14 protein-coding genes, 4 tRNA genes and 1 pseudogene are annotated in these 14,187 nt (G+C 60.2%); 17 read left to right on the forward strand and 2 right to left on the reverse strand.

The genetic code is table 11. The features are described from left to right. Window positions 1–871 precede the first annotated feature (871 nt). Both BM132_RS28990 and BM132_RS28995 read left to right on the forward strand, forming a co-directional pair. A pseudogene (locus BM132_RS28990) lies at window positions 872–1,096 on the forward strand (HAMP domain-containing protein); the annotation flags it as partial. Then, window positions 1,094–1,957, forward strand: a complete 864-nt coding sequence (locus tag BM132_RS28995) for a methyl-accepting chemotaxis protein (RefSeq protein WP_371264151.1) — start codon at window positions 1,094–1,096, stop codon at window positions 1,955–1,957. The pseudogene BM132_RS28990 and the gene BM132_RS28995, both read left to right, overlap by 3 nt. Window positions 1,958–2,127: 170 nt before the next feature. Here BM132_RS28995 and BM132_RS21780 read toward each other — a convergent pair whose 3' ends face one another. Continuing rightward, window positions 2,128–2,886: a VHS/ENTH/ANTH domain-containing protein gene (locus tag BM132_RS21780; RefSeq protein ID WP_092400111.1), complete on the reverse strand. Its 759-nt coding sequence runs from the start codon at window positions 2,884–2,886 to the stop codon at window positions 2,128–2,130. Between the two features lie 371 nt (window positions 2,887–3,257). On the opposite strand from BM132_RS21780, the gene BM132_RS21785 reads away from it, so the two are divergent. The 4 genes from BM132_RS21785 (at window position 3,258) to BM132_RS21800 (ending at window position 3,671) form a co-directional block, all read left to right on the forward strand. Continuing rightward, window positions 3,258–3,333: transfer RNA gene (locus BM132_RS21785), tRNA-Glu, on the forward strand. A gap of 2 nt (window positions 3,334–3,335) precedes the next feature. Further along, window positions 3,336–3,411, forward strand: a tRNA-Gly gene (locus BM132_RS21790). A gap of 105 nt (window positions 3,412–3,516) precedes the next feature. Further along, a tRNA-Glu gene (locus BM132_RS21795) sits at window positions 3,517–3,592 on the forward strand. 3 nt (window positions 3,593–3,595) lie between these two features. Next, window positions 3,596–3,671: transfer RNA gene (locus BM132_RS21800), tRNA-Gly, on the forward strand. A gap of 59 nt (window positions 3,672–3,730) precedes the next feature. Here BM132_RS21800 and BM132_RS21805 read toward each other — a convergent pair. Beyond that, entirely contained in the window at window positions 3,731–4,600 is an 870-nt protein-coding gene (locus BM132_RS21805; protein ID WP_092458685.1) for a response regulator transcription factor, read from the reverse strand. A gap of 292 nt (window positions 4,601–4,892) precedes the next feature. Here BM132_RS21805 and BM132_RS21810 point away from each other — a divergent pair, with 292 nt between their 5' ends. The 11 genes from BM132_RS21810 (at window position 4,893) to BM132_RS21860 (ending at window position 14,184) form a co-directional block, all read left to right on the forward strand. Next, on the forward strand, window positions 4,893–5,087 hold the full coding sequence (locus BM132_RS21810; RefSeq protein WP_008070254.1) for a Flp family type IVb pilin: 195 nt from the start codon (window positions 4,893–4,895) through the stop codon (window positions 5,085–5,087). Window positions 5,088–5,243: 156 nt separating this feature from the next. Then, window positions 5,244–5,438, forward strand: coding sequence for a Flp family type IVb pilin (locus BM132_RS21815; RefSeq protein ID WP_047228300.1), 195 nt, complete (start codon window positions 5,244–5,246; stop codon window positions 5,436–5,438). A 26-nt stretch (window positions 5,439–5,464) separates the two neighbouring features. Beyond that, window positions 5,465–5,995 (forward strand): A24 family peptidase, encoded by a 531-nt coding sequence (locus BM132_RS21820; protein ID WP_047228159.1) that lies wholly within the window; start codon window positions 5,465–5,467, stop codon window positions 5,993–5,995. Between the two features lie 2 nt (window positions 5,996–5,997). After that, complete coding sequence (locus BM132_RS21825; protein WP_092458686.1) at window positions 5,998–7,326, forward strand: P-loop NTPase family protein; 1,329 nt, start codon at window positions 5,998–6,000, stop codon at window positions 7,324–7,326. A gap of 15 nt (window positions 7,327–7,341) precedes the next feature. Further along, on the forward strand, window positions 7,342–8,154 hold the full coding sequence (gene cpaB / locus BM132_RS21830; protein WP_092458688.1) for a Flp pilus assembly protein CpaB: 813 nt from the start codon (window positions 7,342–7,344) through the stop codon (window positions 8,152–8,154). A 76-nt stretch (window positions 8,155–8,230) separates the two neighbouring features. After that, entirely contained in the window at window positions 8,231–9,568 is a 1,338-nt protein-coding gene (locus tag BM132_RS21835) for a TadE/TadG family type IV pilus assembly protein (protein ID WP_189674170.1), read from the forward strand. A gap of 8 nt (window positions 9,569–9,576) precedes the next feature. Continuing rightward, window positions 9,577–10,056 (forward strand): TadE/TadG family type IV pilus assembly protein, encoded by a 480-nt coding sequence (locus tag BM132_RS21840; protein ID WP_092458690.1) that lies wholly within the window; start codon window positions 9,577–9,579, stop codon window positions 10,054–10,056. Next, a complete protein-coding gene (locus BM132_RS21845) occupies window positions 10,056–10,550 on the forward strand; it encodes a TadE family protein (protein WP_092400099.1) in 495 nt (164 codons plus the stop codon). The genes BM132_RS21840 and BM132_RS21845 overlap by 1 nt, the downstream gene beginning before the upstream one ends. After that, window positions 10,544–11,764 (forward strand): AAA family ATPase, encoded by a 1,221-nt coding sequence (locus tag BM132_RS21850; protein ID WP_092400097.1) that lies wholly within the window; start codon window positions 10,544–10,546, stop codon window positions 11,762–11,764. Before BM132_RS21845 ends, BM132_RS21850 begins: the two co-directional genes overlap by 7 nt. A gap of 3 nt (window positions 11,765–11,767) precedes the next feature. Next, a complete protein-coding gene (locus BM132_RS21855) occupies window positions 11,768–13,201 on the forward strand; it encodes a TadA family conjugal transfer-associated ATPase (protein ID WP_092400095.1) in 1,434 nt (477 codons plus the stop codon). After that, a complete protein-coding gene (locus tag BM132_RS21860) occupies window positions 13,198–14,184 on the forward strand; it encodes a type II secretion system F family protein (RefSeq protein WP_092458692.1) in 987 nt (328 codons plus the stop codon). Before BM132_RS21855 ends, BM132_RS21860 begins: the two co-directional genes overlap by 4 nt. Window positions 14,185–14,187 lie beyond the last annotated feature (3 nt).

Below are 14,187 nucleotides of genomic sequence, written 5' to 3' on the forward strand. Positions count from 1 at the left end.
GGCCGTGCAAAGACGTTTTGCCAACTTGGGTATGGCAAAGAAACTGGGCCTGGGGTTTGTCCTGGTGCTGCTGCTTACCGCCGTGGTGGCGGCCATCGGTGTCTGGTCCCTGCAGACCATCAGCCATCGTTTCGATGGCCTGAAGCAGATGTCATCCCTCAACAGCGGCTTGCTCAAGGTCCGCCTGCTTGAGCAGGAATACGCCTTGCGCTCCGACCCCAAAACGGTCGATGCCTTGCGGCTGGGCGTGGACGGGTTGATTGCCCAGGCCACCGAGCTGAAGGCGCAATCAGCGGCCAACGTGCCAGTGATGAATGATGTGGAGCAGGCCCTGGCGGCCTATCGCAAGGCGTTCGACGAATTCGTCGAGCTGAGCCAGAGCAAAGACCTGGCACTGGAAATGGCCAGTTGGTCGGTGTCCAGCGTTGCCAATAACCTGGATGTGCTGCAAGCGGGGCTGGCGGATGATGGCGCTTATACCCTGAAAGAATCCGAAGGCAAGGAGGGCGCCGAGTTCATTGAGCAGGCCAATCAGGTCAGCGAAGTGTCACGGTTGATGTTGCAGGCCATGAACGAAGCGCGGGTACGCCTGGATCAAAGCCGCAAAGGCTCTGAAGAGGGCGGGCAGGGCACGATCGAACAGGCAGAGCAAGCCATGAAGCAGGCCGAGGTGCTCAAGACCACCGTCAAGGACCCCGGATACCAGACCGTGCTTAACGAAGTGGCCGGGCACATCGCCGGTTTCAACGAAAAACTTGCTGAATACACCGGCCTGCTGGCCCAGGAGAAAATCGTCTACCAGCAACTGCACGAGCGTGCCTCCCAGGTCGTGGAGCGGGTTGACCAGGCTTATACCGCCGAAGACGCGGCCATGCAGGCGGAACTGAAGAAAAATTCGCTGCTGATCATCGGCTCGTCGGCCCTGGCGCTGCTGGTGGGACTGATTGCAGCCTGGGTCATTACCCGGTTGATCGTCGGGCCGTTGCGTAGCGTCATCCGCGTTGCGCAGCAGATTGCCTCGGGCGACTTGAGCGCAACGGTGCAAGTGACACGCCAGGATGAGATCGGACAACTGATGCTCGCCATGCAACAGATGGGGGCGGGCCTGAGCAGTATCGTCAGCGGTTTGCAGGCCGGTATCGAACAGTTGGCCAACTCTGCCCAATCGCTGTCGGCCGTGACCGAGCAGACCAACCTGGAAGTCAGCAGCCAGAAGGAGGAGACCGAGCAGGTCGCCACGGCCATGAACCAGATGACCGCCACCGTGCACGACGTGGCGCGCAATGCCGAAGAGGCGGCCCAGGCGGCCCAGACCGCTGACGATAAGGTTGAAAGCGGTCAGCAGGTGGTGCGTCAGAGCATGGTGCGCATTGAACAATTGGCTGACTCGGCTACTTCAGCCAGTAGCAGTATCGAAAGCCTCAGCGCTGAGATCCAGAACATTGGTACGGTGTTGAGCGTGATCAAGAGTGTGGCTGAGCAGACCAACTTGCTGGCGCTCAATGCGGCCATCGAAGCCGCCAGGGCCGGTGAGCAGGGCCGGGGCTTTGCGGTGGTGGCCGATGAAGTGCGGGCCCTGGCCAAGCGCACGCAACAGTCCACCGAGGAAATCGAACGACTGGTGAGTGCCTTGCGCTCAGCAGCCCAGACCTCCGTGCAGCAGATCCAGAGCAGTGGCGAGCTGGTGAAGATGGCGGTCAGTGATGCACTGCAAACCGAAAGCGCCTTGGGGAGCATTGCGGCGGCGGTGTCACTGATCCAGCAGATGAACCAGCAGATCGCGGCGGCGGCCGAGCAACAGAGCTCGGTGGCTGAAGAGATCAACCGCAGTGTCACCAGCATCCGCGCCAGTGCCGATCAATCTTCGCTGGCGATGCAGGGCAATGCCGCGTCGAGCATTGAGCTGGCGCAGTTGGGGGTTGAACTCAAGGGAATGGTGGGGCATTTCAGGCTGTGAGCTGTCGGCGAAGCACTTGTGGCGAGGGGATTTATCCCCGCTGGGTCGCGCAGCGGCCCCGACTGTTCAAGGTTTAATATCAGTCAGCAATGACTTGGGCTGCTACGCAGCCCAGCGGGGATAAATCCCCTCGCCACACAGGAGTCAGGCTTGAGAGCCCAACCCGTATATCAGTCGTAAACCTTCTTCTTCTTCCACTCGTCGTTTACTTCGGCGTCCTTCAGCCCTTCGGTCAACTGGTTGACTTCGCCTTCGACTGGCTGGGTGCTGGCCAGAACCATGGCATTGGCGCGGGCCAGGAGTTTTTCCAGGTAGTCCAGTTGTTCGGCATAGACCTGCGGTTCCTGTTGCTTGCGCAGGTACTGCACGCCCCGTTCGAACGCCAGGCGGGCCTGCCCCGGTTGTTCTTGCTGCAAGGCGTGTTGGCCGAGATTATTGAAGAACTCGATGTGCAACAGCACCAGAATGTGCCGCACTTCGCGGATCCAGCGCTTGGCTTCGTTGGGCGGCAGGAAGCCGTCCTGGGCGGCGCGGGTAATCTGACCGTGAAGGGCCTCGAGCAGAAACCGCACATCCTTGGCCTTGGCTTCGGTCTGGATCGGTGCCGGTGGGTTGTTCACCGGAATCGATTCACCCTGGGCGGCGAGCGCATTCAGTTCGTCCAGGCGCGCCTTGACCGCTGTATTGGTTTTCTCCAGGTTCAGCAGGCGCTGGCAGACGTTGATCTCAAGACGCGTGATCAACAGCTTCAGGGCCGGGGTCATCAATTGTCCGGGAAAGGTTTCAGTGAGCTCGCCACAACGACGCAAGCGGTCGTTGAGTTCAACCTTGGTACGGGCCTTTTCCAGCTTGTTGTTTTCCACCACATGGTTCATGTAGCCAATGGCGATCAACAGTGCGATCCCGGCTACGACGAGCAGGGTGATCATGAGTGGTGTCACCGGTAAGACCTCTTTATTGGGGTTCGCATATCAAGAGTGTAGTGGCTTGGCTTTTAAGCGCATAGGCCTGCGCGATGCGATTAGACAGGCGTGGCGCTGCGTATGGAAGTGCGGCGAAGATAGATGCACATTGCCACCATTTGTCAGGCACGACTATAACGTCTTGGCGGATGACAGAATATAGGCGCCAGAGACCGGACGGGCAAAATGTGCGAACAGCCCCCAAACCGGGCGAAGTCATTGATTTAAATAAATTTATATCTGGGGGTTGACGACCCAGCAATCCATCCATAGAATGCGCGCCACTTACAGCGTAAAGCACTTAGCCAAACGCGATAAGCAGTGAATGTTGTACGTGTGTCCCCTTCGTCTAGTGGCCTAGGACACCGCCCTTTCACGGCGGTAACAGGGGTTCGAGTCCCCTAGGGGACGCCAATGCGGGAATAGCTCAGTTGGTAGAGCACGACCTTGCCAAGGTCGGGGTCGCGAGTTCGAGTCTCGTTTCCCGCTCCAATTTTAAACAGCGTTGCCTTCGGGCAGGGCTGAGTGAAACCAGAATCGATATCTTCGGGTACGGATCTGGGCACTGGAACACACACCATGTGTTCCGGGCAGCGTGTCCCCTTCGTCTAGTGGCCTAGGACACCGCCCTTTCACGGCGGTAACAGGGGTTCGAGTCCCCTAGGGGACGCCATTTGCGGGAATAGCTCAGTTGGTAGAGCACGACCTTGCCAAGGTCGGGGTCGCGAGTTCGAGTCTCGTTTCCCGCTCCAAATTCAAAAAAACGCCGCTCAATGAGCGGCGTTTTTTTTCGTCCGTGAAAAAGCACGCTTCAATCTTCGAGGCTCTCCACCAGGCTCTCAAGTGCGTCTGCACGCTCGTTTTCCGGTAGATCGGGAGCGGGAATCATTGTTCGCATCTGCCGCGCCAGGCGGTATTCACTGGGTGTGCAGTTGGCGTACTGCTTGAAGGCGCGGGCGAAGTAGGAGGGATCCTTGAACCCGGCCTCATAGCCGATGCTGGTGATAGGCATCTGGCTATTGTCGAGCAGTTCCTTGGCAAAGCTCATGCGTTTGTTCAGCACGTAATCGGTGAAACCAAGTCCGTTGGCTTCCTTGAACACACGGCTGAAGCGAAACGTGGTCATGCCGCATCGCTTGGCCAGGTCCCGCTGATCGATGCTGTCGCGAAAATGCTGGTCGATGTACAGCATGATATGGCTCAGGGCCTGGTGTTTCTGGTGCCCGGAGGTCAGGCGGATGCTGTCCGGCAGGGTTGGCGCGTGGTCGATCAGCGAAGTCTTGCGCGGGCCACAGCTGTAGCGGCGTAACTCGCATAATTGCACCAGGGCAGTCAGGTAGCGCTTCCTCTCCGTGGCTGACAGGGGCAGTACCATGTATTCCCATACACTTGAGCGCATGGCCCAGACCGCCAGTTCTTCGGAGTGCTGCACGGTGAACATGGTGATGGGCGTGGCAGGGACGGTGCGCTTGATCTCCAGCAGCCGCCGCAGGCCCGGCGTATCCGGGCGATCGAAATGGATGCAGATCATGTCTGCCTGTTCCCCGCCGGGCAGCAGGGCATCTTTTGCCTGGGTGCAGTCGCAAGTGTCCTCGAACTGGCTGACAAGTTCCTGGGTGGACCGATCGTGAGTCAGATCGAACCACAACAGCTTTGGCTTTCTGGTCAGACTCGAGATCATGTGCCTACCACTCAGCGTGATGACTGCCCTTAAGCTTGCAGTATTGCCAATGTGCCATCACTTCGCCGAATAATTTTTTTATAAAAGCCGTTTTTTTAAGCGCCACAGGCTCAGAACGGCAGAGCGCGAATCGTTGCGAGTTGCAATCGCAAGGCGTGCCTGGCTCCCCCCGCAAAATAATCCTAGCGATGTGCAAAATCCTCCTAACGGCTATCCCCACCCGCTGACTAGGGTTGCATCAGGCAGTTGCAAATGTACTGCCCCTGAAAACAACCCTGATGAGGTGCGCAAAATGACTCTTCAAACAATCAAGGCTTCGGTGCTGAAGTTCGCCAAAGATGAAGACGGCCTGACCATTGTGGAATACGCCGTGGCCGGTGGGTTGATCACGGTGTTGGTGGCCGCCGCCTTTGTGCTTCTGGGCGGTGCCGTGAATACCAAGATCCGCGCGCTGTGCCAGGCCGTCAACGGCAACGTCGCCTGCTGACAGCGACAACGGCGTGGGGACACGGCGTCTTTCAAGGAAGCGTCGCTTGCGACTCTTTTGCTGTGAGTACAACGAATCACTCAAATGGACTTGGCGTTGTCCCCGACAACTTAGTTCATGGCGGTACAGCCTTTATTCAAAGGCGAGGTGAAGAAAATGACTCTGCACACAATAAGAACTTCGATCAGCCGGTTCGCCAAAGATGAAGATGGCTTGACCATTGTTGAATACGCCGTCGCGGGCGGTTTGATCACGGTGTTGGTGGCGGCAGCCTTCGTTCTTTTGGGCGGCGCGGTGGACACCAAGATCCGTGCGCTGTGCCAGGCCGTCAACGGCAACGTGGCCTGCTAACGATAACTGCAACAGGGAGACGCGCCATGTCCATGGAATTGCTGGTGTCGACGGTACTGCTGCTGGGACTGCTGGGCGTGGCGGTGGTGAGTGACTTGCTCCGCCACCGCATCCCCAACACGCTGGTCCTGTTGGGCCTGGCCTTGGGCTTGGCCGGTCAGACTTATACAGGCGGGATCAGCGGAACGGGCGATAGCCTGCTGGGCATGCTGGTCTGTTTCGCGCTGTTTTTGCCCATGTATGCGGTGGGTGGCATGGCCGCCGGTGACGTCAAGTTGATGGCCATGGTGGGCAGTTTCCTGCCGGTTCATTACGCATTGTGGGCTGCGCTGTTCAGTCTGATCGCCGGTGGTGTGTGCGGTTTTCTGATCGTGCTGGCCCGCGGTCAGTTGCTCCAGACCCTGCAGCGTTACTGGCTGATCGTGCGGGCCCAGGCTTACCTGGCACCTACCGCGGATGAAGTGGCCGGCAAACCTTTTCCTTATTCGATCGCGATCCTGATCGGCACCTTGAACAGCGTCTACTGGCAGCTGATTGCCGATGGCTGGGGAGTCTAGTCATGCACGTCATCAAAGATAGTGATGCCTACCCTAGTGAACGGGAAGCGGTGCAACGCCTGGCCCCTCAGCCATGCACGATTCAAGACACCGGCCTGACTGACAGTTTTCTCGGCGAGCTGGTCTGCAAGCATCTGCACGACGCTGGTGTACTGGACATGACGCGGCTGGTGGAGCGCCTGGCGCTGACCGGCGCGGTGCTGGAAGAAGTCCTGGCGTTCCTGCGCAAGGACGGTCGTGTCGAAGTGCTCGGCCAGCTCGGGCAAACGAGTGTACAGGCCTTGCGTTACGGCCTGACCGAACGCGGCCGTAGTGCCGCTCGCGACGCCCTGTCTCGCAGTGGCTATATCGGTGCGGCACCTTTCCCGGTGAGTACCTATCGGTCCCTGATCAAGATCCAGACCATTCACCATGGTCGAATCACCGCCACCGACATGCAACGAGCCCTGGCCGGCATGGTGCTGTCGCAAGGCATGCTCGATCAGTTGGGGGTGGCGCTGAATTCAGGGCGGGCGATCATGATTTACGGCCCCGCGGGCACCGGTAAGACCTATGTCAGCAGCCGTCTTATCCGTCTGTTCGCCGAGGCCATCTGGGTGCCCCATGCCATCGTCATCAACGAGTCGGTGATCGAGATCTACGACCCGCAGGTGCATCAGCGCCTGGATGACAAGGGCCAATCGAACAATCTGATGCTCAATGAAGGCATTGACCGTCGGCTGCTGTGCTGCAAACGCCCGATTGTCATCACGGGCGGCGAGTTGAACATGGAGCAACTGGATGTTCGCTACGACCCCTTTACCCGCCAGTACCAGGCCGCGTTGCAGCTCAAGGCCAGCAACGGCCTGTTCATCATCGATGACATGGGACGCCAGCGCATGGCCCCGGCCGAATTGCTCAATCGCTGGATCGTGCCGATGGAAGAGAAGCGCGACTTCATCAACCTGGGCGGTGGTCGCCATTGCGAGTTGCCGTTCGATCTGGTCCTGGTGTTTTCCACCAACCTCAACCCCCTGGAACTGGCCGACGAAGCCTTTCTGCGCCGCATTGGCTACAAGGTGCAGTTCGGTTACCTCAAGCCCGAAGAATACGAGCGCATCTGGCGCCAGGAGTGCGAACGCCTGGGCATCCCCCACGACCCGCTGCTGGTGCGCTATGTGCTGCAGCAGCTTTATGCGGGCGAGGGCATGCCGCTGGTGCCTTGCCATCCCCGCGACCTGTTGAACATGGCGCTCGACCGCCAGCGTTACCTGGGCGGTTCCGGGCCCCTGTTGCCGCAAGAGCTGGAATGGGCCTGGCACAACTACTTCGTTCAGCTCGACTTCCTTTGAATCGGAGATACCAACATGAGCTCTCGTACGTTTTCGCTGATTGGCGTTTCCCTGGTCATGGGCCTGGGTGCCGCATGGATGGCTGACTCCTGGCTGAGCGCACGACTTAACGCCAAACCCGATGACCATTTGCGCAGCGTGGTGGTTGCCACCGTGCCAATTGCCTTCGGGCAGATGGTCGAGGCCCAGCAGGTCACCACCGTGCGCATGCCCATGGATACGATCCCGGACGATGCCTTTGACTCCAGCGAACAGGCCGTAGGCAAGATCGCGACGTTCGACATTCTGCGCGGTGACATCGTGCGGGGCGCGCGTCTGAGTGAGCATTTGGGTGGCAGCACCCTGGCGTCGCTGATCGATCCTGACAAACGCGCCATATCGGTACGGGTCGATGATGTGGTCGGTGTGGGGGGGTTCCTGTTGCCGGGGAACCGGGTCGACGTGCTGGCTACCAAGACCACCAGCGCCGGCAGTAACAACGCCGTGTCCCGGACCATCCTTGAAAACCTGCGGGTGCTGGCGGTGGATCAGACAGCGGGCACCGACAAGACCCAGCCGGTGGTGGTGCGGGCCGTAACGCTGGAAATGTCGGCCACTGAAGCAGAGGCCCTGGTGACTGCGCAGACCGAAGGCAAGTTGCAGCTGGCCTTGCGTAATCCGCTGAACCTGGAGAAAAAAGCCGTCGTCGTGGCGCCCCCTCCGGCTCCGGTGATGGCGGCAGCGACCGCTGTGGTGCCAAGGCCCGTGGTGCAGCGCAGCCCCAAAGCGCAGAGCAGCGGGATCACGGTAATCCGTGGAGTTGAAAGCAGCGTCGTCAACGTTCACTGAAACGCGTAGAAAAAATGCCTGGTCCTTCGGCCATGGCAATGCCGATCCTCACGCGTCGGCAAACGAGGGCTCGATCATGAATCCCAGTATCCGGCAGCCTGTCACTGCGACGCCTCGGCGCCAGGAAGGAGCAGTGAGTGTATTGATGGTGATCGCGTTAATGGCGATTTCCATGATGGCGGCATTGGCCCTGGATGGCGGACACATGTTGCTCAACAAGACCCGTCTGCAAAATGCCGTGGATGCCGCCGCCTTGAGCGGCGCCAAGACCCTGAGCCAGGTGGCGGGGGGGCTCAACATGGCCAGTACGACTCGGGCCGCCGCCCTGGACACGCTGACACGAAATGCTGACGCCGCGGGCAACGCTGAACTGGCAACCGCCGTCGCCGGCAACCCGGGTGCGTTCGCCGCAGTGGAGCTGGCCAGCAGCGTTTATGGCCCGTTTTCCTATCCCGGGCCGTCGGATGCCAAGTACGTACGCGTGTCAGTGTCCAGTTATCAGTTGAGCGGTTTTTTCTGGAGTTTCGTTCAAACGATGGGCAGTGCCGGCCTGGGCAATAAGGCCGTGGCGGCGATCGCCACTGCAGGCCCCAGCCCCACGGCTCCGTGTGATCTGGCGCCCTTGATGGTCTGCGGCGACACCAGTCAATACGACCCGGCTGCCGGAAATTTCTGGAGTTATCGCTTTGGCGACCTGACGGTGCTGAAGACGGCCGCGGGCAACACTTCGCCCATCGGGCCAGGCAATTTCCAACTGCTTGATTTCGGCTCCGGCGGCAGCGCGGTGCGCGAAGACTTGGCGGGCGGTGGTTCGATCTGCCGCAGTGTCGGGGACAACGTCCAGACCGCGCCGGGCAACAAAGCCGGCCCGACGTCCCAAGGCTTGAATACGCGATTCGGTATCTATAACGGTCCGGTCAGCGCTTCGGACTATCCACCGGACCTGGTCACTACATCGAGCAACCCGGCGATGACCTATGACGACGCGCTCTCCCAGGCGCAATACAAAGGACAGCCCATCACCTCGAACAATGGCGATCTCAGTGGCGCTGGTGAGGCAATACTGGACTACAACGACTGGAAAACGGCGGTCGCCGCTTGCGTGGCCGGGGCCGGTAGTGGCTGTGAAAGCAACGGGGTTTTCGAGCGGCGGATGCTCAAGATCGTGATCGGTGACTGCACCGGCAAACTGAGCGGCTCAACCTCGATTCCCGTCCTGGGGTTTGGCTGCTATTTCGTCGTGCAACCGGTTAATGGCGGAGGTTCGGACTCCATCATCTTTGGCCAGTTCGTCCAGGAATGCGAAGGCGATAACGTGCCTGGCCCCACGCCGGTCAGCGATACCGGGCCGCAGGTCATTCAGCTCTACAAAACCTATCTCAACGGCAGCGGCACTCCGAGCACCGACTCGTAGGAGGCGTCATGCGACTTGCCCATTTCAAAGCAGCGCAGGCCCAGCAAGGCGTGGCGCTGGTGGAATTCACCCTGGTACTGCCGTTGTTGCTGCTGCTGTTGCTGGCCTTTGGCGAGTTCGGCCGCATGCTCTTTCAATACAACGTGCTGCTACAGGCCAGCCGTGATGCCAATCGATTCGTCGCCAGCCAGGCCTGGAATACCACCCTGGGCACCATCGCCCTGAACAACACGCTGCAGACCCAGACGAAAAATGTCGCGGTGTATGGCACTCCGAGTCAGGCCGGCGCCGCGGTGGTGGCCGGCTTGACCACGGCGAACGTGGAGGTCGCCGCGGTGGGTGTTGATCATGTGCGTGTCACCATCACCTACACCTTCTGCCCGGTGATAGGAGCGGGTAATTGCGGTGGAGCAATTCCCGGTTTCTTCGGCAATGCCATTGCCCTGGGCATTCCACTGGTGGCGACCACCGTCATGAGGGCGTTGTGATGAACAACAAGCACATGCAAGGCACCTACATCGTGGAATTCGCCTTCGTTGGCCTGCTGGTGTTCATCCTCCTGTTCGGCGTGGTGGAAATGGGCCGGCTGTATTTCACCGCCAATGCCTTGGATGAAGCCGCGCGACGCGGCGCGCGGCTGGCGGCGGTGTGCAACATCAACGATCCGGTGGTGTTGCGCCGCGCCATCTTCAATGCCGCGACAGATTCAGGTACCAGCCAACTGATCAGCAGTCTCGCCACTTCGAACCTGGCGCTGACCTATCTGGATGTGAACGGCGCCGTGGTGGCGAACCCCGCCGACACGGTCAGCGCCAATGGCTTTCGCGCGATCCGTTACGTGCAGTTGAGCGTGCAGAACTTCGTTTTCAATCTGTTCATTCCCGGGTTTGGCGTGCCCATTACTTTGCCCACATTCAGGGCGACCTTGCCACGCGAAAGCCTTGGGCGTCATTCCGATTCCGGGGAGATCACACCATGCTGAATACCAGGGAAACTCCACTGTCGACCGTTACCGGCAAAGCCGGGCTGCGGCTACTGATCAGCAGTCGTGACGCTTCGTCCCTGCGCGACCTGCAATGCGTCTGCCAGCGCATGCCTTGCCTGGAAGTGAGCACGCGCCTGGTGAGCAACGGCCATGTCGATCCGCTTTATGGCCTGGAGCGAATGCCCGACCTGCTGTTGTTGCGGGTCAGTCACTTGTGGCGCGAAGAGCTGGCGGCGTTGCTGCAGCGTCCGGCCCATGAGCGTCCACCGATGCTGGTATGCGGTCTGATGGGCGAGCAGGAAGGCATGCGGCTGGCAATGCAGGCCGGTGCCCGGGACGTGCTGCCAGAGCCCTTCGCCGAGACGGAGCTGGTGGCCGCCCTGAATCGTCTGGTGGCGGAGGTCCGCGTCGGCCATGGTGCCGAAGGCAAGCTGGTCGCCGTGATCAGCGCCAAGGGTGGTTCCGGTGCAACCCTGGTGGCCTGCAACCTGGCCCAGCAACTCAGCGCCCAGGCCGGTACCACCCTGTTGCTGGATATGGACCTGCAATTTGGCAGCGTCACCCATTATCTGGATGTGGCCCAGTCCCATAGCCATCTGCAAGTGCTGCAACAGGTCGAAGACCTGGACAGTATCGCCTTGCGGGGTTTTTGCAGCCATTTCAGTCCGACCCTGCACGTGCTGGGTGGCCGCAGCGGCGAGTTGTGCCTGCCACAGGACGCTCAGCCCGAACAACTCGACGCCCTGTTGCAATTGGCCCGTGCCAGCTATGACTGGGTGGTAGTGGACCTGCCGCGGCAGATCGACCACCTCACCGGCTCCGTGCTGGAGCAGGTCGACCGGGTCTACGTGGTGGTTCAACAAAGTGTCAGCCATCTGCGCGATGCCAGCGCCCTGGTGCGGATCCTTCGCGAGGACCTGGGCATACGCGCAGACCAGTTGCAGGTGGTGGTCAATCGCTATGACAAGGCGGCCGCGGTCAGCCTCAAGGATGTCGCCGAAGCCCTGCGGTGCACCAACCTGTCGAAATTACCCAATGACTTCAACCTGGTCAGCCAGAGTCAGAACACTGGCGTGCCGTTGGGGCTGCATGCGCCGAGGGCGGCCATCACCGTTGCCCTGCGCGATTTGACCGAAGACCTGGTCGGTCACCAGATGGCCGCAGACAAAGGCCTGCTCAAACGTGCCTTCAACCGTTTTTTCGGGGGATGACCCATGATCAGCGACTTCCGCAACCGCTTGCGTAAACAGTCCGGTAAACCTGCCATTGAGCTGACTGGCGACAGCCTGCCGGATCCGACAGAGCAATTGATGGCCTGGGAGCATGCCATTCCCGACGTGCTCTACGAAACCCGTAGCCAGGTCACCCCGGTGGAAGCCCAATGGCGGGAAAAAATCTACCAGCAACTGCTCAAGGTCATGGACCTGTCCTTGCTCGATTCCCTCGAGCAGGCCGAAGCCACGAGACAGATACGCGATATTTGCCAACGTCTGCTCGATGAGCATTCGGCGCCGGTAAGCTCGGCCAGCCGTCAGTTGATCATCAAGCAGATCACCGACGAAGTGCTCGGGCTGGGGCCTTTGGAACCGTTGCTGGCCGACCATAGCGTGTCCGATATCCTGGTCAACGGTTTCGCCTCGGTCTATGTCGAACGCTTCGGTAAGCTGCAAAGAACCGACGTGCGCTTTCGCGACGACCAGCATCTGCTGAACATCATTGACCGTATCGTCTCCAGCCTGGGGCGACGCATCGATGAGTCGTCACCCCTGGTGGATGCCCGGCTCAAGGACGGCTCGCGGGTCAACGCAATCATCCCGCCGCTGGCCATCGACGGTCCGAGCATGTCGATCCGGCGCTTCGCGGTGGACCTGCTCAACACCGACAGCCTGATCCAGGTGGGCACCATGACCCCAGCCATTGCCTTGTTGCTCAAGGCGATTGTCCGCGGGCGCTTGAACGTGCTGATTTCCGGTGGCACCGGCAGTGGCAAGACCACCATGCTCAACGTGCTGTCCAGTTTCATCCCCCACAACGAACGTATCGTCACCATCGAGGATTCGGCCGAACTGCAACTGCAACAACCTCACGTGGTACGCCTGGAAACCCGGCCTTCGAACATCGAGGGGCGCGGCGAGGTGAGCCAGCGGGAACTGGTGCGTAACAGCCTGCGGATGCGTCCGGACCGCATTGTCATCGGCGAAGTGCGTGGCGCCGAAGCGCTGGACATGCTCACTGCCATGAACACCGGCCACGACGGCTCCCTGACCACGATCCACGCTAATACCGCGCGCGATGCCTTGGGGCGAATCGAGAACATGGTGTCGATGACCGGCGCGACTTTTCCGATCAAGGCCATGCGTCAACAAATTGCCTCTGCCATCGATGTGGTGATCCAGTTGGAGCGTCAAGAAGACGGCAAACGACGTGTGGTGAGCATGCAAGAGATCAACGGCATGGAAGGGGAGATCATCACCATGACCGAAATTTTCTCTTTCACGCGCCAAGGCATCGGGGAAAACGGCGAGGTGCTGGGTGATTATCGGCCCAGCGGGATGATCCCGGCCTTTCGCGACGTGTTGGCCAGGCGCGGCATCGAGTTGCCGCTGACTCTGTTTCGTCCTGAGTGGATGGAGGCTCGGTCGTCATGAACAACATCCCCAGCGAGTTCATCCTGATTTTTCTTGCCATGGTGTTCATCGCCGTCTTCCTCCTGTCCCAGGGGGTGGTGGTGCCGGTGTTCGGCGAGGCCGGCAAAATGCGCAAGCGCATCCGTGGGCGCCTGCATGTGCTGGAGAAAGCCAACCATCTGCCCAACATGCAGACCGTGTTGCGGCAGAAGTACCTGACGCGCTTGTCGCCCCTGGAAGCCCGGCTTGAACAGTTGCCGCTCATGGCCAACCTGACCCAGTTGATCGAGCAGGCCGGCCACGAATACCGGGCCTATCGGGTGATGATGCTCGGCCTGGCCCTGGGCGTGGCGGCCGGTGCCGTGGTGCTGATGTTCTGGCCGGTATGGTGGGTGGCGCTGCTGGTGGCCTCTGTGGTGACCTGGTTGCCGGTGCTGAAAATCATGCACGACCGCAGCAAGCGTTTCGCCGCCTTCGAGGAAGGTTTGCCGGACGCGCTGGACGCCATGTGCCGGGCCTTGCGCGCCGGGCACCCGTTCAACGAAACCCTGCGTCTGGTCGCCGAGGAGCACAAGGGGCCGGTCGCCCAGGAGTTCGGTATGACCTTCGCCGACATCAACTATGGCAATGATGTGCGCCGGGCCATGCTCGGCCTGTTGGAACGCATGCCGAGCATGACGGTGATGATGCTGGTGACCTCCATACTTATCCACCGCGAAACCGGCGGCAATCTGACCGAAGTGCTGGAGCGCCTGAGCCGCTTGATCCGCGGGCGCTTTCGCTTCCAGCGCAAGATCCGGACCTTGTCGGCGGAAGGGCGCATGTCGGCCTGGGTGCTGGTGGCGATCCCCTTCGTGCTGGCGATCGCCATCGTGCTCACAAGCCCCAGCTACATGCCGGTGCTGATCAATGACCCTATAGGCCACAAGCTGATCATGTTCGCGTTCGGCGCCATGTTGTTGGGGATTCTCTGGATACGAAAAATCATCCGGATCCAGGTTTAAGCG

The sequence above is a fragment of the Pseudomonas sp. NFACC45 genome, assembly GCF_900113505.1.
Taxonomy (GTDB): Bacteria; Pseudomonadota; Gammaproteobacteria; order Pseudomonadales; family Pseudomonadaceae; genus Aquipseudomonas; species Aquipseudomonas tehranensis.